Source organism: Kitasatospora sp. NPDC056181 (assembly GCF_042266225.1).
Taxonomy (GTDB): domain Bacteria; phylum Actinomycetota; class Actinomycetes; order Streptomycetales; family Streptomycetaceae; genus Kitasatospora.
In genome coordinates this window covers 35,342-54,065 of the sequence record NZ_JBHJUK010000004.1, presented here as the reverse complement: position 1 = coordinate 54,065, position 18,724 = coordinate 35,342, and the positions used below count along the sequence as shown (strand labels likewise).

The 18,724-nt window shown below is 75.4% G+C and carries 16 protein-coding genes; 6 read left to right on the top strand and 10 right to left on the bottom strand.

Annotation, left to right across the window (positions count from 1 at the left end; translation table 11 throughout):
- Nucleotides 1–109: 109 nt before the first annotated feature.
- Nucleotides 110–700 (bottom strand): sigma-70 family RNA polymerase sigma factor, encoded by a 591-nt coding sequence (locus ACFC1F_RS03235; protein ID WP_241002464.1) that lies wholly within the window; start codon nucleotides 698–700, stop codon nucleotides 110–112.
- A 79-nt stretch (nucleotides 701–779) separates the two neighbouring features.
- Between ACFC1F_RS03235 and ACFC1F_RS03230 the strand changes: the two genes are divergently transcribed.
- Nucleotides 780–1,082: a zf-HC2 domain-containing protein gene (locus ACFC1F_RS03230; protein ID WP_376155282.1), complete on the top strand. Its 303-nt coding sequence runs from the start codon at nucleotides 780–782 to the stop codon at nucleotides 1,080–1,082.
- Nucleotides 1,083–1,346: 264 nt separating this feature from the next.
- Here the strand turns inward: ACFC1F_RS03230 and ACFC1F_RS03225 are convergent, their stop codons facing one another.
- Nucleotides 1,347–2,243 carry a hypothetical protein gene (locus ACFC1F_RS03225; RefSeq protein ID WP_376155280.1) on the bottom strand — a complete coding sequence of 299 codons (897 nt, stop codon included), beginning with the start codon at nucleotides 2,241–2,243 and terminating at the stop codon, nucleotides 1,347–1,349.
- A gap of 411 nt (nucleotides 2,244–2,654) precedes the next feature.
- On the opposite strand from ACFC1F_RS03225, the gene ACFC1F_RS03220 reads away from it, so the two are divergent.
- Both ACFC1F_RS03220 and ACFC1F_RS03215 read left to right on the top strand, forming a co-directional pair.
- Nucleotides 2,655–3,989, top strand: a complete 1,335-nt coding sequence (locus ACFC1F_RS03220; protein ID WP_376155279.1) for an ATP-binding protein — start codon at nucleotides 2,655–2,657, stop codon at nucleotides 3,987–3,989.
- A 90-nt stretch (nucleotides 3,990–4,079) separates the two neighbouring features.
- A complete protein-coding gene (locus ACFC1F_RS03215; RefSeq protein ID WP_376155278.1) occupies nucleotides 4,080–5,345 on the top strand; it encodes a cytochrome P450 in 1,266 nt (421 codons plus the stop codon).
- Between the two features lie 154 nt (nucleotides 5,346–5,499).
- On the opposite strand, the gene ACFC1F_RS03210 is transcribed toward ACFC1F_RS03215, so the two are convergent.
- On the bottom strand, nucleotides 5,500–6,243 hold the full coding sequence (locus ACFC1F_RS03210) for an N-acyl homoserine lactonase family protein (protein WP_376155276.1): 744 nt from the start codon (nucleotides 6,241–6,243) through the stop codon (nucleotides 5,500–5,502).
- A gap of 400 nt (nucleotides 6,244–6,643) precedes the next feature.
- On the opposite strand from ACFC1F_RS03210, the gene ACFC1F_RS03205 reads away from it, so the two are divergent.
- Both ACFC1F_RS03205 and ACFC1F_RS03200 read left to right on the top strand, forming a co-directional pair.
- A complete protein-coding gene (locus ACFC1F_RS03205) occupies nucleotides 6,644–8,101 on the top strand; it encodes a CoA transferase (RefSeq protein WP_376155274.1) in 1,458 nt (485 codons plus the stop codon).
- Nucleotides 8,102–8,235: 134 nt separating this feature from the next.
- Nucleotides 8,236–8,910, top strand: coding sequence for a DUF6461 domain-containing protein (locus ACFC1F_RS03200; protein WP_376155272.1), 675 nt, complete (start codon nucleotides 8,236–8,238; stop codon nucleotides 8,908–8,910).
- A gap of 46 nt (nucleotides 8,911–8,956) precedes the next feature.
- On the opposite strand, the gene ACFC1F_RS03195 is transcribed toward ACFC1F_RS03200, so the two are convergent.
- The gene (locus tag ACFC1F_RS03195) at nucleotides 8,957–9,556 is read right to left on the bottom strand and encodes an HdeD family acid-resistance protein (RefSeq protein ID WP_307852883.1); all 600 of its coding nucleotides are present in this window, start codon (nucleotides 9,554–9,556) and stop codon (nucleotides 8,957–8,959) included.
- Between the two features lie 254 nt (nucleotides 9,557–9,810).
- Between ACFC1F_RS03195 and ACFC1F_RS03190 the strand changes: the two genes are divergently transcribed.
- Complete coding sequence (locus ACFC1F_RS03190) at nucleotides 9,811–11,667, top strand: NAD-binding protein (protein ID WP_376155271.1); 1,857 nt, start codon at nucleotides 9,811–9,813, stop codon at nucleotides 11,665–11,667.
- Between the two features lie 210 nt (nucleotides 11,668–11,877).
- Here ACFC1F_RS03190 and ACFC1F_RS03185 read toward each other — a convergent pair whose 3' ends face one another.
- The 6 genes from ACFC1F_RS03185 to hppD form a co-directional block, all read right to left on the bottom strand.
- Nucleotides 11,878–12,666 (bottom strand): enoyl-CoA hydratase, encoded by a 789-nt coding sequence (locus ACFC1F_RS03185; protein WP_376155269.1) that lies wholly within the window; start codon nucleotides 12,664–12,666, stop codon nucleotides 11,878–11,880.
- 191 nt (nucleotides 12,667–12,857) lie between these two features.
- On the bottom strand, nucleotides 12,858–13,922 hold the full coding sequence (locus ACFC1F_RS03180) for an enoyl-CoA hydratase/isomerase family protein (RefSeq protein ID WP_376155268.1): 1,065 nt from the start codon (nucleotides 13,920–13,922) through the stop codon (nucleotides 12,858–12,860).
- A gap of 178 nt (nucleotides 13,923–14,100) precedes the next feature.
- Nucleotides 14,101–15,321 (bottom strand): fumarylacetoacetase, encoded by a 1,221-nt coding sequence (fahA, locus tag ACFC1F_RS03175; protein ID WP_376155266.1) that lies wholly within the window; start codon nucleotides 15,319–15,321, stop codon nucleotides 14,101–14,103.
- On the bottom strand, nucleotides 15,318–16,202 hold the full coding sequence (locus tag ACFC1F_RS03170) for a hypothetical protein (protein WP_209409540.1): 885 nt from the start codon (nucleotides 16,200–16,202) through the stop codon (nucleotides 15,318–15,320). Before ACFC1F_RS03170 ends, fahA begins: the two co-directional genes overlap by 4 nt.
- Entirely contained in the window at nucleotides 16,199–17,398 is a 1,200-nt protein-coding gene (locus ACFC1F_RS03165) for a homogentisate 1,2-dioxygenase (protein ID WP_209409538.1), read from the bottom strand. The genes ACFC1F_RS03170 and ACFC1F_RS03165 overlap by 4 nt, the downstream gene beginning before the upstream one ends.
- Nucleotides 17,399–17,453: 55 nt before the next feature.
- Complete coding sequence (gene hppD, locus ACFC1F_RS03160) at nucleotides 17,454–18,668, bottom strand: 4-hydroxyphenylpyruvate dioxygenase (protein ID WP_209409535.1); 1,215 nt, start codon at nucleotides 18,666–18,668, stop codon at nucleotides 17,454–17,456.
- Between the last annotated feature and the right edge of the window lie 56 nt (nucleotides 18,669–18,724).

Genomic DNA, 18,724 nt, shown 5'->3' with positions numbered 1-18,724 from the left:
ACAACCAGGCCCGGCCGTCACCGCGCGATGCCGTCGGGCGACGCCATCACCTGCCAGTCGTCACCTGCCGGTCGTCACCAGCCGGTCGTCTCCGGCCGGAGGGTGGCGGTCAGCAGGCGGCCGCCAGCTCGGCGGCCGGGCCGGGCGGGGGAGCCTCGCCGCGCTCGGCCGCCCGGAGCCGGGCTATCAGCTCCTCGCGGGCCCGTGCCACCCGGGAACGGACGGTGCCGACCGGGCAGCCGGCCACCTCGGCGGCCTCGGCGTAGCTGAGCCCGACCACCTGGGTGAGCACGAACGCCTCCCGGCGCTGCGCGGGCACCCGGTCGAGCAGGTCCCCGAGCGCGACCCCGTCCTCGAACCCGGAGGCGGGCGCGGTGCCCTGCCGCTCGGCGGCCTCCTGCCAGTCCGGCAGGGCGGCGCAGCGCGGCCGGGCGGCGGCCGTCCGGTAGCGGTCGATGACGGTCCGCCGGGCGATCGACAGCAGCCAGGTCCGGGCCGAGGAGCGGCCGGCGAACCCGGGCAGGCTGCGCAGGGCGCGCAGGAACGTCTCCTGTGCGAGGTCGTCGGCCGACTGCACGTCGGTGAGGTGGGCGACGAACCGCCACACGTCCCGCTGGGTGGCCCGGACGAAGGCCTCGACATCGGCCGCCCGGCCTTCCCGGGCGGACAGGGCCAGCGCCGTCAGCTGTTCGTCATCCACGTCGGCCTCCCCGGGCGGCGGCTGCGGTCGCGCCCACCCGGCCGGTCCGCCGCGCCGGGCGATGCGGGACGATGGTCGGATGAGATGCGTCCAGTTCCGCACCGCTCTTTCCGCCCGCATCGACGGTGAGCCGGCCGGTCTGCCGGACCGGCGGCTGGACAAGCACGTGGCCCGGTGCGGGGCCTGCCGGGAGTGGCTGGACCGCGCTGAACGGTTGCGCGGTGCGGTGACGGGAGCCGGGGCCGGAGGCCCGTCGGCGGACTGGTCGGCGAAGCTCCTCGCGAGCCTCGGCGGGCAGGGCCTCGGCGGGCAGGGCGTCGGAGCGGACGGGTCCGCGGCGGCCGGCCGTCCCGGGCAGGGGAGCGGCGGGCCGGTGCGGTAGGACGGTGGCGCCGGAGCAGGCCGGTGCGCCGTCGTGGTCAGGCATGGAAGGTCCTGAGGGGAGGGCTGGGAGCGGTGCCGCTGCGGGCGACACGCTCGGCGTCGGTGGGGCCGGCCCGTACGCGGTGGCGCCCCGGCGGGGGCGTCGGCGTACGCGGACCCGGGCCCTGGCGGCGTGGCCGATCGGCCACGGCACGGCGCAGGGCGACCTGCCCACCGCGCAGCGGACGCCGGTGTCGGCATCGGGTGTCGGACGGCGGGCGCGTCAGCAGACGGGGGCGGCGTACGGCGGGCCGCGGCGGATCAGGGCGTGCGAGAGCAGCACCAGCCGTGGCGGGCGCACCCGGTGGGCTGCGGGTCCGGGCGGGACCGGCGGCCGGTAGCCGTGCGGCCGGGACCAGAGGGCGAGCAGGGGAGCGAGGAGCACTCCCGCCAGCACGGCGCCGAGCGCGCCGAGCAGCTCGAACAGCCGGGCCAGCGCCGTCTCGCCGCGCCAGAGCAGCAGGGCGCAGGCGAGCGCGGCGAGCAGATGGGCGGCGATCATCCCGGCGGACATGCCGTGTGCCGCCATGTCGTGACCGGACATCCCCGAACCACCGGGCATCCCCGCCCCGCCCGACAGCCCCGTGCCGCCGGACCCGCCCGGCATCCCGGGCATGCCGGCCATCCCGGGGTCGGCGGCCCCGGCGGGACCGGCGGACGCGGTGCCACCGTGCGCGGCCAGGTGGTGCGCCCCGGCCGACGGCCGGAGGTCCCCGGTCGGCGGGACGTCGGGATCGATGCCGGCCATCCGGGCCAGGTCGGCCGGCGAGAGCCCGGCGGGCGCCCGGTCCGGGTTGCAGAGCAGGAGCGCCGCCCAGTCCGTCGGAGCGAGTCGCACGAGTCCGTTGCCGGAGGCGAGCGCCCCGGCCTGCTCGAACGTCAGGTGCAGCGCGGTCTGCGCCGCCACCATCCAGGCGCTGATCAGCCCCGGGCCGCGCCGCCGTCCGGCGAGCAGCCAGGTGAAGCCGAGGGTGACCGCGAACGCGCCCGCGAGCACCGGCGCGGAGACCCCGGAGCCGGCCATGGCGACGTGCGCCGTGGCGGCCAGCGCCACGCAGAGCGCGGCGAAGACCACGGCGCGCAGCGAGCGGATCCGGTCGGTCATCACGATGACACTCATCGTCGCACCCGCCTCGCCCGGTCCGTACCGCCCCCTCGGGTATTGGCCGGTTCCGCCCCGTGAGAGCATGCCCGGCCCCGAACGCGCCGGATGCCCCGCACACCCCTGACGTCCCGTCCGTTCCGCTCGCCCGCCCCTGCCGGACCGCGGACCGCGCCTTCACACCCTCCGGCGCCGGGCGGCCGGCCCGGTACCCCGCCCCGGTACCGCCCCGGCTCCTCCCCCCGGGCGGTGCTCTTCACGGTCCCCGGCGGTAGAGGCGGTTCGTACGGTTGCCGGGGCCCGGGTTGTCCGTTCCGGCACGGGACCGGCGTCCGGACCCGCCCGTACCGTTCGGGCACCGTGCGGCGCAGCGCCGCCGGTCGGGCGGCCGGCCCGGAGCCGGCGGGGAACGGAGAGGCGGGCCGGCCGGTGCACTGGCTCATTCACGACTACCGCGAGGACGACCTCGCGGCGGTGGTCCACTTGATCGACACCACGGCCGGGCTGGGCCAGGAGTCGGTGTTCTCCCTCGCGGAGTGCATCGGCGCGCTGACCTCCCGCCAGCCCGCCGTGGTCGCCGTCCACCAGGGCGAGCCGATCGGCGCCGCGCTCGCCACCGTGGCGGGCGAGCGCGCCTGGGTGATGCGCATCGCGATCGCCCCGGGCTGGCGAGGCCGCGGCCTGGCCAGCGCGCTGCTGCGCGAGCTGGAGCGCCGGCTGGTGGCCTGCCGGGTGCGCCGCATCGCGTACGTGCTGCCGGAGGAGGAGCTGCTCGGCGAGGGCCTGCACAACGCCGGCTACACCCGCCGCCCGGCGGCCGCCTACTTCGAGAAGGACGAGCCGCCGGCCGGCGCGGCCGGCGGGCTGCTGGAGGAGCTGGGCGGCCGGCTGCTGCCCGGCGACCTCTGGGCCAAGGTGGCCGGCATGGAGACCGAGAAGAACCTGATCGAGCGCCGGGTGGTCCTCCCGCTCGCCGAGCCGGAGCGGGCGGCCCGGCACGGCGTGCGCCCGCCGCGGGCGATCGCGCTGTTCGGGCCGCCCGGGACCGGCAAGACCACCTTCGCCCGGGCGATCGCCTCCCGGCTGGGCTGGCCGTTCGTCGAGCTGCTGCCGTCCCGGCTGGCCGACGAGGGCAACCTGGCGGCCGCGCTGCGCGACGCCTTCGCCCGGATCGGGCGACTGGAGCGGGCGCTGGTCTTCATCGACGAGGTGGAGGAGATCGCCCCGGTCCGCACCGAGGGTGCCCAGGGCGGCATGCACGGCGTCACCAACGAGTTGCTGAAGCTCATCCCCGGCTTCCGCGAGGGTGAGGAGCGGCTGCTGGTCTGCGCCACGAACTCGATCCGCTCGCTGGACCCGGCCTTCCTGCGCCCCGGCCGCTTCGACTACCTGATCCCGATCGGCACCCCCGACGCGGCCGCCCGGGCCGCGATCTGGTCCCGGTACGCCGCGGGCCGGGCGGACGTGGACCTCGATGCGCTGGTCGGCGCGAGCGAACTCTTCACTCCGGCCGACATCGAGCACGCCGCCCGGGTGGCCGCCCAGTCCGCGTTCGAGCGGGACCTCGTCGCACCGGACGGCGCCCCGGCGGGCGGCAGCGATTCGTACGGCGCCCCGGCGGGCGGTACGGACGGCGGCGCCTCCGGGGACGACGGCGCGAGCACCGCCGACTACCTGGCGGCCATCGCCCAGGCCCGGCCGACCGTCACCCCGGCGATGATCGAGGAGTTCGGCGCGGACATCACCTCGCACGCCAGGGTCTGAAAGTCCTTCCGTATGACGATAGTTGCGGTTTGACACGATCCCTGTCGGTGCTGACTAAATGTGGGAACCGACAGGACAGGAGGCCCCGGCATGGGCACAACGACCGCATCCGACGCCCCCGCCGCCGACCTCGCCGACCCCCGCTTCTGGCAACTGCCGGCCCCCGACCGTGCCGCCGCCTTCGCCGAACTGCGCCGGCTGCCCGGCCCGGTGTACTTCGGCGAGCGGGCGGCGGGCGGCCGGTCCGGCGGCCGGGGCTTCCACGCCCTCGTCCGCCACGCCGACGTGGTCGAGGCCAGCCGCACCCCCGCCGTCTTCCTTAGCGGTCCCGGCGTCACCACCCCCGAACCCGCCCGCTGGGTCCGGTTCCTGTTCGGCGACTCGATGGTCAACCTGGACGACCCACGCCACGCCCAGCTGCGCCGGATCGTCTCCCGCGCCTTCACCCCGCGCCTGATCGCCCGGGTCGAGGACGACATCCGCGAGGTGGCCGCCCGCCTGGTCGACCGGGTGGAGCGGGAGCGGCCCGAGGACTTCGTCACCTCGGTCGCCGCCGAGCTCCCGTTCCAGGTGATCTGCAACATGATGGGCATTCCCGAGGAGCCGCGGCGCGCCATCCTCGACCAGGTCAACCACGCCTCCGAGCACACCGGCGTGGCCCGCCCGCTGCGCAGCCGGCTCCGGATGCCCGGACGCGGGCTGCGGGCGCTCGCCCGGATGCAGGGCATGGTCGCCGACCTCGGCCGCGAACGCCGCCGCCGCCCCACCGACGATCTGGTGTCCGCCCTGGTCACCGCCGACGTCGACGGCCGTCGGCTGACCGGGCGGGAGCTCGGCGCCTTCTTCTCCCTGCTGCTGGTGGCCGGCGTCGAGACCACCCGCAACGCGCTCGCCCACGGTCTGCACCTGCTCACCGCCCACCCCGCGCAGCGCGCCCTGCTGGTCGGCGACCTCGACCGCCACCTCGGCGGCGCGGTGGACGAGATCGTCCGCCACGCCACCCCGATCATCCAGTTCCGCCGCACCCTGGCCGTCGACCACCGGCTCGGCGGCCCCGACGGGCCCCTGCTGCGCGCGGGGGAGAAGGTGGTGCTCTACTTCGGCTCCGCCAACCGCGACGAGGCCGTCTTCGCCGAACCGGACGCCTTCGACATCACCCGCAGCCCCAACCCGCACCTCGGCTTCGGCGGCGGCGGCCCGCACTACTGCCTCGGCGCGCACCTCGCCCGGCAGGAGATGAAGGTGCTCTACCGCGAGCTGTTCACCCGCCTGCCCGAGGCCCGCTCGGTCGGCGAACCGGAGCTGGTCCCGTCCAGCTTCGACAACCGCGTCCGCGCCCTGCGGTTCGCGTTCTGACACCGCGCCGGGATTCCTTCGATCCCGGGCCGGGGCCTCTCCGATCCCGGGCCGGGGTCCTTCGTCCCGGTGCAGGGAGGGGCAGAGCCACGAGCGCCCGCCGACACCGTCCCCCGGGCCTTCGCGCCGGTTCGCCGCGCCGGCGCGCTCACGGCTACTCGGCGGGCTCCCAGACCGCGTTGTCGTGCGCGAACAGCACCCGGCGCGGCGTGAACTGCGCCAGCCGGTCGACCCACGCCCGGTAGCCGGGCAGCGGCGGCGCGACGCCCTCGCGGGCCGCCCGCCGGGCCAGCACCGCCGAGCCGTACTCGGAGGCGAAGTCGTAGGCCTGGCCGGCCAGGACCACCGCGCCGCCGTCCGGTTGCTCGACCACCAGCGACTGGTGCCCGGCGGTGTGCCCGGGGGTCGGCACCACCCGTACGCCCGGCCAGACCTCCGCCTCGCCGTCCAGCTCGCGGTAGACCGCGCCCGGGAAGTCCACCAACGCGTCGAAGGTGTAGTCGCCGCGCCGGGCCGTCGCCAGCTCCACCGCCTGCACCAGCACCGGCGTGCCCGCCAGCAGCGGGTTGCCGCCGCAGTGGTCGAAATGGAGGTGGCAGTTGACGACCAGGTCGATGTCGGCGAGCGCGACCCCGGCAGCCGCGAGCGCCTCCGGCAGCGGCCGCCGGACCGGCCGGTAGTGGGCCTCCGTCTCCGGGTCGGCGGTCTCCGGGTCGCCACCGCCCATCCCGGTGTCGAAGAGCAGCAGCCCCTCCGGCCGCCGCACCAGGTAGGCGAGGACCGGCTCGACGCGCGGCTCGGGCCCGCCGGCGGTGGGTCCGCCCGCGTTCGGACAGCCCGTCTCGGACGCGGGACGGACGAAGTGGCCGAGGTCGAGACGGCGGACGGTGCTCTGCATGGCGTGGCCTCCCTGTGCCGGTCCGGGGGCTGCGGCCGGCCCCCGCCGTTCGCACCCTATCCGCCGCCCGGGAGGCCGCGGCCGGAAAGGCGTGCGCCCCCGGCCCGCCCGACGCACAGGCCCGCCCGACGCACAGGCCCGCCCGACGCACAGGCCCGCCGGACGCGCAGGCCCGCCGGACGCGCAGGCCCGCCCGACGCACGGGCCCGCGCCGCCCTGCACGGCCCGCGCCGTGGTGTACGGCCGGGCCGGGCCGGACCGCCCGCCGGCTGCGGCCTCGGCGGCCGTTCCGCCCCGACCCCGCGGGCCGTCCGGCGGATGACCGTCGCCGCCGCGACGCTGCCGGTTGCAGGTGGCGGGCGTCACGGCGAACTCCTGAGAAGCGGAGCAGAATGCGGACATGACAGAGCGTCCGATGCCCCCGTCCGACCAGCCCGCCCCGTCCGACCAGCCCGCTCCGGACGACGGGCCTGGCCCGCACGACGGGCCGACCGCGCACGCCTGGGCCGCCCTCGGCGGGTCGGCCGGGCTGCTGGAGCGGGTCTCCTTCCACGGGCCCGACGGCGTCCTGCCCGCCCGGCTCCCCGTCCGGCAGCTGGCCCGGGCCACCGTCGCGGCCTGCTCGCTGGCCGCCGCGGAGCTGTCCGCGCTGCGGGGCACCGGCGCCGTCCCCGAGGTGTCGATCGACCAGGGTGCCGTCGCCACCGCCTTCGTCAGCGAACGCCATCTCCGGATCGACGGTCGCACGCCGGTCAGCTTCGCGCCGCTCTCCGGTTTCTGGCCGGCCGCCGACGGGTGGGTGCGCACCCACGCCAACTACCCGCACCACCGGGCCCGCCTGCTCGGCGCCCTCGGGCTGCCCGCCGACACCGGACCCGAGCAGCTCGCCGGGACGCTGCGCGACCACCCGGCCTCCTGGATCCAGGAGCGCGCGTACGAGGCGGGGGCGCTTGCCGTCGCCGTCGTGCCGCCGGGTGACACCACCCACCCCCTGGTGGAGGTCCGGGTGGTCGGCGAGACGGCCGCCCGTCCGCTGGCCGCCGCACCGCTGCCCGCCGCCGGCGTCCGCGTCCTCGACCTCACCCGCGTGATCGCCGGCCCCGTCGCCACCCGCACCCTCGCGCTGCTCGGGGCCGACGTCCTGCGCATCGACCCGACCCGGCTGCCGGAGGCCGAGGACGCCCACGCCGACACCGGCTTCGGCAAGCGCTCCACCCGCCTCGACCTCGCCGACCCGGCCGGCCGCGCCGCCTTCGAGGAGCTGCTCGCCACCGCCGACGTCGTCGTCACCGGCTACCGTCCCGGTGCCCTCGACGCCCACGGCCTCGCCCCCGAGGCCCTGCTCGAACGCCGGCCCGGCCTGATCGTCGCCCAGCTCAACGCCTGGGGCTGGTCCGGGCCCTGGGTCGGGCGCCGCGGCTTCGACAGCCTGGTCCAGGCGGGCGTCGGCATCGCGGTCACCGAGGCCGGTGACGGTGACGACGCCGCTGACGGCGGTGCCGGCGTGCCAGGCGGCCGACCCCCCGGAGTGCTGCCCGCGCAGGCCCTCGACCACGGCACCGGCTACCTGATCGCCGCCGGCGTCCTGCGCGCGCTCACCGAGCAGCGCACCGGCCGCCCCGGCGGCCGCCACCTGCGCTACTCCCTGGCCGGCACCGCCTCCTGGCTCCAGCACGGCATCACGCCCGCCGCACCGCTGGACGACCGGCCGTACGAGCCCGAGCGGTGGATCACCGAGACCGGCTCGCCGTACGGCGTGCTGCGCCACGCCCTGTCCCCGGTCGCGTACGCGGGCGGCCCCACCGACTGGGCCCGCCCGCCGGGCCGCTGGGGGACGGACGCGCCGGCCTGGCTGTGACAGGCGGTGCAGCACCGGTGGCCAGGCGGACCAGCTCCGGTGGCCAGGCGCTGCAGCACCGGTGACCGGGCGGTGCAGCACCGAGGGACCGCCCGGCGCCGGCGCTGTCGGTGTGATCTGGCAGCATCCCTGACATGCCTGCACACGCCACCGACTTCACCTGGTTCGACGAGCGCTACCCCGAGCTCGCCGAGGCCTACTGCCTGACGCACGTCCAGGGGATCTCCGCCGACGAGCTGCTGCGCCGGTTCGACGCCGCCCCGGGCCGTTCGGTCACCGGCCTGGCGGCGGTGGTCCAGGCCTGGGAGACGTTCGACGACGGCGAGGACGAGCACGCCCCGGACGGCGACGAGGACCTGATGCTCGTCGCCGTCACCGAGTTCGACGGCTGGGCCGTCGCGGTCGAGGTCAACGGCTACCTGGGCTCGCTGTGGGACGCGCTGCCGCGGCTCGCCGAGGGCACCCGACTGGTCTCGCACTTCCGCAACTGCAACGCGGTGGACAGCTTCCACTGGCAGGAGGGGGCGGCGAACCGGCTGCACTTCGAGCCGCTCTTCCCCACCCAGCGCGACGGCGAGGACGCCGAGGCCCCGGGGATCGCTGAGCTGCTCGCGCACTGCGGCTTCGACCTCACCGACGACGAGCACGCGGACGCGGCGCCGGACCCGGCCCCGGATGCCGTCGGCGCCGGGCCCCGGCTGCACACCGAGGCGGCGTTCGCGCTCGCCGAGCGGCTGACCGACGTCCGCCTCACCCCGGAGCGCCTGGACGCGGCCGGCTTCCGGCTCGGCTACGCCCCCGTGCCGTAGTCCCCGGCTCCCCGGCTTCCCGACCCGGGCCCGGCGGTTCCCGGTGTCAGACGCCGGACGGGATCCGCTTGGCCTGGGAGTGGATCCGGAAGGCCGTGATGATCTCGATCAGGCCCAGGAACAGCAGCCAGCACCCGGCCAGTACGGTCAGCGCGGTGATCGACCCGACCGGCCAGACGATCAGCAGCACGCCCGCCAGGGTGTTGGCCGCGCCGGCGAAGGCCTGCCAGCCGCGGGCGGGCATGGCCTCGTCGGAGATCGCGGCGACGAGCTGGGTGATGCCCCGGAACAGCCAGCCGATGCCGATCCAGATCGCCAGCAGCAGCACCGACCGGGCGGCGTCGCGGAAGCAGAGCAGACCGAGCAGGACGCAGATCGCGCCGCTGATGAAGGCCAGCACCCGCATCGCGGTGGTGGCGTGCGTGCCGAAGGCGGCGACCAGCTGCACGATCCCGATGATCAGCAGGTAGAGGCCGAACAGCACGCCCACCACGAGGAGGGTCTGCTTGGGCCAGACGAAGACGACGATCCCGAGGGCGAGCGAGGCGAGCCCGGCGAACAGCAGCACCTGCCAGGCGGCCTTGGCGAGCTGTGCGAGCGGGCCCTGGACCGGGGAACCGTTGGGGGTGATGATCGGGGAGACCACGGTGGCGTACTCCTGACGGGTGACGGACGTGGGCCCGGGCGGGGGGCGGCCCTGGCCGGGCGTCGGCCTGAAGGGGCGTCGGCCCGCGGCGGGCGTGGGCCTCGGACAGGTGGCGCTCTCATGATCGTCACGGAAGGGTCGGGCCGCCCGCCGGGTACGCCCGTTCGAGTGGCGGGGTCGCAGGGGGAACTGATCTCCCCTCAGTCGCTCCGCGGACACCCTCTGCTCATGCGCTGTCGATATCATCCGGCGATATGACTTCTGAAGGGTGGGGGACCCCTCCGGTCGAGCCCATCGGCCAGCACTACATCGTCTGCGGCGGCAACGCGCTCGCCCACCGCCTGATCGTCGAACTCGTGGAGCACTACGAGGTCCCGGTGGTGGCGCTGGTACCGGACCGCACGCGCGAACACGCGCCGCAGATCGAACGGCTGCCCGGGGTGGCGGCCGTGGTCGAGTCCGGCAGCATCACGGAGGAGGCGCTGCGCGCCGTCCGGGTGGAGACCGCCCGCGGGATCGCCCTGGTCGACGGCAGCGACCAGGAGAACATCCACGCCGCGCTGACCGCCCAGGACCGCAACCCCGACATCCGCATCGTGCTGCGGATGTTCAACCAGCGGCTCGGCGAGAACATCGAACGGCTGCTGAGGAACGGCGCCGCGCTCTCCGGCTCCGCCACCGCCGCACCCGCCTTCGCCGCGGCCGCGCTCTCCCGCCCCAACTCCGTCCAGGTCGGGGACCGCTTCCTGCACATCGCCTACGACGACGACATCGACCCGGGCCGGATCTGCATCGTCGCCGACCAGATCGACCGGCAGGACGTCAGCCGGATCCGGCTGCTGCCCGAGCAGGAGGGCGACTCGGCCCCCTTCGTCCGGCTGGCCTCCGAGTTCGGCGACGACGGCCCGGTCCGGAGGGCCGACGGGGGAGTGCCCGCGCAGCGGGGGCAGGGGGCGGAGCCGGATCAGGGGGCGGGGCCCGGGCCGGAGCCGGATCCCGAGGAGGCCGGCGGGGTGGCCGCACTGCAGACCCTGCCCAGCGAACCACCGGTCCGGATCTCCTGGGCGCGCCGACTGCGCTGGCGGTTACTCGACACCCTGCGCTTCTTCACCAGCGCCCGGCTCCGGCTGGTGCTGATCACCGCGCTCGCGGCGGTGCTGATGGCCTTCGGAGTGCTCTGGTACCTCAACCGGGACTTCGGCTGGTCGCTCTACGTCGCGCTGCTCGACCTGGCGGGCGCGGCCCAGCCCGACCAGCCCTCCGACGCGGCCTCGGGCGCTGGCACCGGCGGCCTCTGGCAACGGGTCGCCCAGGTGGTGATCACCTTCTGCGGCATCACCTTCGCGCCGGTCGCCACCGCCATCATGGTCGAGGTGCTCGGCTCCGGCCGGCGCGGCCAGCCCCGCAACCCCGGGGCGGGCACCCGGGACCACGTCATCGTGGCCGGCCTGGGCAACGTCGGCACTCGCGTCGTCGCCCAGCTCCACGGCCTGGGCGTGCCGGTGGTGGGCCTGGAGCGGGACCCGCAGGCCCGCGGCATCTCCGCGGTCCGCGCACTCGGCGTGCCGGTGGTCGTCGACGACGGCCCGCTGGCGGAACAGCTGCGCCGGGCCCGGCTGAAGCACAGCCGGGCGGTGGTCGCGGTCAGCGGGGACGACGCCACCAACCTGGAGGCCGCGCTGGAGGCCCGCGCCGGCCGGCCCGACGTGCGGGTGGTGGTCCGCCTGTTCGACGACAACTTCGCCCGCCACGTGTACGCGACGCTGGACAACGCCGCCTCCCGGTCGACGTCCTACCTGGCCGCGCCGGCCTTCGCCGCCGCCCTGATGGGGCGCGAGGTGCTGGGCACGCTGTCGGTGTTCCGGCACGTGCTGCTGATCGCCGAACTGCGTGCCGACGAGGGAGGCGGCCTGGTCGGGATGAACCGGCACGACCTGGAGGACCCGGGCGGCGTCCGCGTGGTCGCCGTCCGCCTGGCCGCCAGCCCGCAGACCTACCGGTGGAGCTACCCCGACCGCACCCGTGCCCTCGCGCCCGGCGACCGGATCGTGGTGGCCGCGACCCGCAGCGGTCTGGCCCGGCTCAACACGGCGCTGGTGAGCGAGGAGTGACGGGCGGGGCCGGGGCGCGGCGGACCGAGGCGCGGCGGACCGGGAGCGGCCCCGGCCGTGGGACGGCCGGCGCCCGGTGGCTCCGGCTGCTCCGGGGAGCGGGCAGTCCGGGCGGGCGGCTCGCGGTCGTGAAGGCGCCCGGCGAACGGACGGCGCCCGGCGGACGGCAGCCGAGAAGCCTGCCGGCCGCCGTCCGCTACCCGTGACCGGTCAGCGGTGGGTGAAGGAGGCCGGCCGCTTCTCGGCGAAGGCGGCCATGCCCTCCTTCTGGTCGGCCGTCGCGAACGCCGCGTGGAACAGGCGGCGTTCGAAGCGGACGCCCTCGGCGAGGGTGGTCTCGAAGGAGCGGTTCACGCTCTCCTTCATCATGATGGCGGCCGGGGCCGACATCGCGGCGACCTTCTCGGCGACGGCCAGCGCCTCGGCGAGCAGCTGGTCGGCCGGGACGATCCGGGAGACCAGGCCGGCCCGCTCGGCCTCCTCGGCGCCCATCATCCGGCCGGTCAGGCAGAGCTCCATCGCCTTCGCCTTGCCGACCGCGCGGGTCAGTCGCTGCGAGCCGCCGATGCCCGGGATGACGCCGAGCTTGATCTCCGGCTGCCCGAACTTCGCGGTGTCCGCGGCGAGCAGGATGTCGCAGAGCATCGCCAGCTCGCAGCCGCCGCCCAGCGCGAAGCCGGCCACCGCCGCCACCACCGGCTTGCGCAGCTCGCCGAGCCGGTCCCACGGGCCCAGCCAGTCGTCCAGGTAGACGTCGGGGAAGCGGTTGCCCTGCATCTCCTTGATGTCGGCGCCGGCCGCGAAGGCCTTCTCCGAGCCGGTGATCACGAGACAGCCGATCTCCGGGTCGCGGTCGAAGGCGGTGGCGGCCGCGACGACCTCGTTCATCAGCCGGGTGTTCAGCGCGTTGAGCGCCTCCGGCCGGTTGAGGGTGATCAGCCCGACCCGGCCCTTGCGCTCGACCAGGATCGTCTCGTAGGTCTCGGTGGTCTCGGTCATCGCCGTTGACTCCCATTTCCGCTGCTCGGCACCGTGCACGGTGCGCCCTGACCGCCCAACAATCTCCGAAGCACCCCCGCTCGCGCCAGTCTTGCCATGCGAGACGGTCGTCACGGGCGGCACCGCCGCCGCGGTCCGGCACCGCCGCCGCGGTCCGGCGCCGCCGTGCGGGGCCGGACCGCCGGGCCCGGTCAGGCCAGGCCCAGCTCGTCGTCCCCGCGCGGCGCGAAGTGACGGGCGACCTCCGCCTCCGACACCCCGGCGAGGTCGGCGGGCGACCAGCGCGGGTTGCGGTCCTTGTCCACCACCTGGGCGCGGATCCCCTCGACCAGGTCGTGCCCGGCCAGGGCCGCGCAGGAGATGCGGTACTCCTGGTCCAGCACCGCCTCCAGCGACGGCAGCGTGCGGGCCCGGCGCAGCGCGGCGAGCGTGACCTTGACGGCCGTCGGCGAGTTCCCGAGCACCTGCTCGGCGGCCTCCTTGGCCTCCGGGAGCCCGGTGTCCAGCAGCCGCGCGACGATCTCCTCGGCGGTGTCGGCGCCGTAGCAGGCGTCGATCCACGCCCGCTGCGCGGCGAGCGCGGCGGGCGGCGCGGCCTCGGCGTGGGCGGTGACGGCGGCGGTGACCGCGGCCGCGGCCCCGACGGCCGGCCCGGCGAGCCGCGCGGTCAGGTCCGCGAGCAGCGCGGGGATCCGCGCCGAGTGGACGAAGTGGTCCGCGAAGCCGCAGAGCAGCGCGTCCCCGGGGCCCATCGAGGCGGACGTGAGGCCGAGGTGCGTGCCCAGCCCGCCCGGGGCGCGGGCCAGGAGCCGGCTGCCGCCGACGTCCGGCACCAGGCCGATCCGGGTCTCCGGCATCGCCACGGTGGAGCGCTCGGTGACGATCCGCACGGCGCCGTGGGCGGAGAGGCCGACGCCGCCGCCCATGGTGATGCCGTCCATCACCGCGACGTACGGCTTCGGGTAGCGGGCGATCAGCGCGTTGAGCCGGTACTCGTCGCGGAAGAACGCCCGCGAACCGGCCCCGCCGGCCTTGGCGTCCTCGTGGATCGCCCGGATGTCCGCGCCGGCGCAGAGCCCGCGCTCGCCGGCGCCGGTCAGCACCACGGCCCGCACGGTGTCGTCCGCCGCCCACTCCTCCAGCGCCGCGTGGACGGCCGTGATCATGCCGTGCGTCAGCGAGTTGAGCGCCCGCGGCCGGTCGAGCACGATCCGCCCGACGCCGCCGTCCTGGTGGACCAGCACCTCTGCACCCATCGGGCCCGCTCCCGTTCCTCGTCGCCGCTCGTTCCGAAGATCCTCGCCGCCCACCGTACTAGGACCCGTCCCGGACGGGCGGACCCGTCCCGGACGGGCGGAGGGGCGGCACCGGCCACCGGTACCGCCCCTGCGCCCAACGGGTTCTCCGTGTCCGGGCCCGCCGCCGCGCCGGCCGCTACGGCGCGACCCGGCCGGTGACCTCGCCGAAGCCGATCACCGCGCCGTCCGGGCCGGGGGCGGTGGCGGTGATGGTGACCTCGTCCCCGTCCTCCAGGAAGGTGCGGGTGGTGCCGTCGGGGAGCTTGACCGGCTCCTCGCCGTTCCAGGTGAGCTCGATCAGTGCGCCGCGGGTCTCCGGGGCGGGGCCGGAGACGGTGCCCGAGGCGAAGAGGTCGCCGGTGCGCAGGGAGGCGCCGTTCACCGTCATGTGGGTGAGCTGCTGCGCCGCCGTCCAGTACATCGAGGCGAACGGCGGGCGGGAGACCGGGTGCCCGTTCAGGCGGACCTCCATTGCCAGGTCCAGGCCCCAGGGTTCGCCGCCCCGGTCGTCCAGGTAGGGGAGCGGCTCGACGTCCCGGGCCGGCGGGGTGACCCGGGCGTGCTCCAGGGCGTCCAGCGGCACGATCCACGGCGAGACCGAGGTGGCGAAGGACTTGCCGAGGAACGGGCCGAGCGGCACGTACTCCCAGGCCTGGATGTCGCGCGCCGACCAGTCGTTGACCAGGCAGACGCCGAACACGTGCTCGCGGAAGTCGTCGAGGGCGACGGGAGTGCCGAGCGTGGACGGGGCGCCGACCACGAAGCCGACCTCCGCCTCGATGTCCAGCCGGCGGGTCGGGCCGAAGGACGGCACCGCGTCGGCGGGCGCCTTGCGCTGTCCGTGCGGTCGGACCACCGGGGTGCCGGAGACCACGACCGTCCCCGCCCGGCCGTGGTAACCGATCGGCAGGTGCTTCCAGTTGGGGGTGAGCGGGTCCGACCCGGGGCGGAAGATCCGGCCCAGGTTGGTGGCGTGGTGCTCGGAGGCGTAGAAGTCGACGTAGTCGGCGACCTCGAACGGCAGGTGCAGCTCCACCTCGGCCACCGGCAGCAGCAGCGGCGAGAGCGCGTCCCGGAACGACTCGTCGGTGAGCCAGTGCGTCAGTGCCGCGCGGGTCCGGGTCCAGACCGGACGGCCCGCGCCCAGCAGCGGGTTGAGGGTGTCGGCGTCCAGCAGGACGGACGGCTCCCCGGCGGCCCGGGCGGCGGCCCCGGCGTCGAGGACGAACTCCCCGATGCGCACGCCGATCCGCCGGTGGCCCGGCCGGTCGGCGGCCGTGAAGACGCCGTACGGCAGGTTGTGCACGCCGAACGGCGAGTCCTGGGCGCTGGCGAGCCAGCTGCGGGGCGTGGTCAACGGTCCTCCTGGGACGTGGGGCTGGGGCCGGTCCCGGGCGACAGCAGGCCGAGCGCGGCCAGGTCGTCCAGGGGCTCGGCGATGCTACAGGTGCCGAAGGCGGTGAACGAGTTGCGGATCACCGTGACCTGATGGTCGGTCAGTTCGCGGACGGCCTTGGCCAGCACCTCGCCCGAGCGCTCCGCCAGCACCTCGGCCGCGGCCCGGCGGTCGGTCTCCAGCGCGGCCAGCAGGACGTTCAGGAAGCCGTGGTGCTCGAAGCCGGTGACCGGGTCGGTGTGCCGGACGGCGTGGTGCAGCCCTGCCGTGCACTTGTACGGCAGGCCGCGCTGCGCGCAGCCGGTGAGGAACCCGGCGAGCTCGTCCTCGTCGGGGAAGGCGCCGGCCACCACCCCGCCGGTGCGGAACTTCGCCCGGTACGCGCTGTCGACCAGCACGTCCAGGACCTCGCCCAGGGCGTCGCCGTGCAGCAGCTCGCGCGGCAGCTCGACGGCGGCCGGGACGTCCGGCGGCAGCAGCAGGTCCAGTGCGGCCACCGCCTCGGCGGCGTCCCGGGTGGCCAGCTCGACGCCGGCCACCTCGAACGGCGCGGCGGCGGCGAGTGCCGGGCCGAGCTCGGCACTGCCCCCCGGCAGGACGAGCCCGACCCGGAGCGGGCCGCCCGCGCCGGCCGGGGCCGCGGCGGCCAGCTCGCCGAGCCGGCCCGCCCCGCACAGGAGCGGGCCGACCGCGGCGGAGTACCACGCGGAGCGGTGCGCGCGGTGCGCCGGTACCGCCTCGGCGACCGGCAGGTTCCCCGGCGGGAACACCGCCGCGTCGTCGAAGAGGCCCTGGAAGAGCGGGGGGATGCCGCCCCCGGCGGGCGCGGAGGTGCCGGTCACCGCTGCGGCCCCCGGCCGGCCCACGTCCAGGCGTAGTTGGCGTCCTCGCTGGCCCGGCCGCCCTCGCCCAGCTCCAGCGGGCGGAAGGTGTCCACCATGACGGCGAGCTCGTCGAAGAACTCCACGCCGATGCTGCGCTCGTAGGCGCCCGGCTGCGGGCCGTGGGTGTGGCCGCCCGGGTGCAGCGAGATCGAGCCCTGGCCGATGCCCGAGCCCTTGCGGGCCGCGTAGTCGCCGCCGCAGTAGAACATGACCTCGTCGCTGTCCACGTTGGCGTGGTAGTACGGGACGGGGATCGAGAGCGGGTGGTAGTCCACCTTGCGGGGCACGAAGTTGCAGATCACGAACCCGTTGCCCTCGAACACCTGGTGCGCGGGCGGCGGCTGGTGGATCCGGCCGGTGATCGGCTCGTAGTCCCGGATGTTGAACGCGTACGGGTAGAGGCAGCCGTCCCAGCCGACCACGTCGAACGGGTGGTGCGGCACCGTGTACCGGGTGCCCGCGATCCCGTTCGGGCCGCGGTGCTTGACCAGTACGTCGACGTCCGTGCCCTCGACCAGCAGCGGGCCGGACGGGCCGCGCAGGTCCCGCTCGCAGTACGGCGCGTGCTCCAGCAGCTGGCCGTACTTGGAGAGGAAGCGCTTCACCGGGGTGATGTGGCTGTTCGCCTCGATGCAGTAGGCGCGCAGCGGCTCGTCGCCGGAGGGCACCCAGCGGTGGGTGGTCGCCCGGGGGATGACCACGTAGTCGCCCTGGCCGACCTCCAGCGTGCCGAAGACCGTCTCGACCGTGCCCGCGCCGGACTCCACGTACACGCACTCGTCGCCGAGCCCGTTGCGGTACAGCTCGCTCGGGGCCCCGGCGGCGACGTACGAGATCCGCACGTCGCCGTTGCCGAGGACGAGACGGCGGCTGCCGACGACGTCCGCGGACTTCCACTCCTGGCCCGCGAACAGCTCGTGCAGCTTGAGGTGCCGGGGGAGCAGGGGATGGTTGGCCACCAGGGACTGGTCGGGCAGCTCCCACGGCACCGCGTCCACGACGGCCGAGGGGATGCCCCGGTGGTAGAGCAGCGAGGAGTCCGAGGAGAACCCCTCCTCGCCCATCAACTCCTCGTAGTACAGCCCGCCTTCGGGCGTGCGGTGCTGGGTGTGCCGCTTGGGCGGGATGCTGCCCAGCTGCCGGTAGTGCGCCATCGTCCTGCTCCTCCTCGGCCGGGCTCAGCCGGCCGTGCTCACCGTTCCCCGACGCTCACAGGTTGCCGCGGGCGTCCTGCTCGCGCTCGATCGCCTCGAACAGCGCCTTGAAGTTGCCCTTGCCGAAGCCCAGCGAACCGTGGCGCTCGATGAACTCGTAGAAGACGGTCGGGCGGTCGCCGATCGGCTTGGTGAAGATCTGCAGCAGGTAGCCGTCCTCGTCGCGGTCGACCAGGATGCCGCGCTTCTTCAGCTCGTCGATGTCGACCCGGACCTTGCCGATCCGGGCCCGCAGCTCCGGGTCGTCGTAGTACGAGTCCGGCGTGTTGAGGAACTCGACGCCGCGCGAACGCAGCACGTCCACGGTGGTGAGGATGTCGTTGGTGGCGAGCGCCATGTGCTGGCAGCCGGGGCCGGTGTAGAACTCCAGGTACTCGTCGATCTGCGAGCGCTTCTTGGCGATGGCCGGCTCGTTGAGCGGGAACTTCACCCGGTGGTTGCCGCTGGCGACGACCTTGGACATCAGCGCGGAGTAGTCGGTGGCGATGTCGTCGCCGACGAACTCGGCCATGTTCACGAAGCCCATGACGCGGTTGTAGAACGAGACCCACTCGTCCATCCTGCCGAGCTCGACGTTGCCGACGGCGTGGTCGAGCGCCTGGAAGAGGCGCTTCGGCGAGCCCTCCGGGTGCTTGACCTTGCTCTCGGCCGCGATGAAGCCGGGCAGGTAGGGGCCGTGGTAGCGGGAGCGGTCGATCAGGGTGTGCCGGGTCTCGCCGTAGGTGGCGATCGCGGCGCGGCGCACGGTGCCGTTCTCGTCCGAGACGTCGTTCGGCTCCTCCAGGACGGTGGCGCCGGTCGCGCGGGCGTGCTCGATGCACTTGTCGACGTCCGGCACCTCCAGGGCCAGGTCGACGACGCCGTCGCCGTGGCGGCGGTGGTGGTCCAGCAGCGGGCTGTCCGGCAGCACACCGCCCTTGATCACGAAGCGGCAGGAGCCGGAGCGGAGCACGAAGGCCTTGCGGTCGCGGCGGCCGGTCTCCGGGCCGGAGTAGGCGACCAGCTCCATGCCGAACACGGCCTGGTAGAACTGCGCCGTCTGGGTGGCGTTGCCGACCACGAAGACGACCGCGTCCTGGGCGGTCACGGGGAACGGGTCGGTGGCCGGGTCGTGCTCGACGAGGCCGACGAGGCGGCGCAGCTGGTCGGCGTCGAGGCCGGCCTCGCGCTCCTCGGGGGTCAGCTCAAGGGCGTGGGACTGCGGGGTCATCGGTCGTTCCTCCACTTTGGGCCTCGGCTCTGAGGCATCCGCTTGAGGCGGCCGCG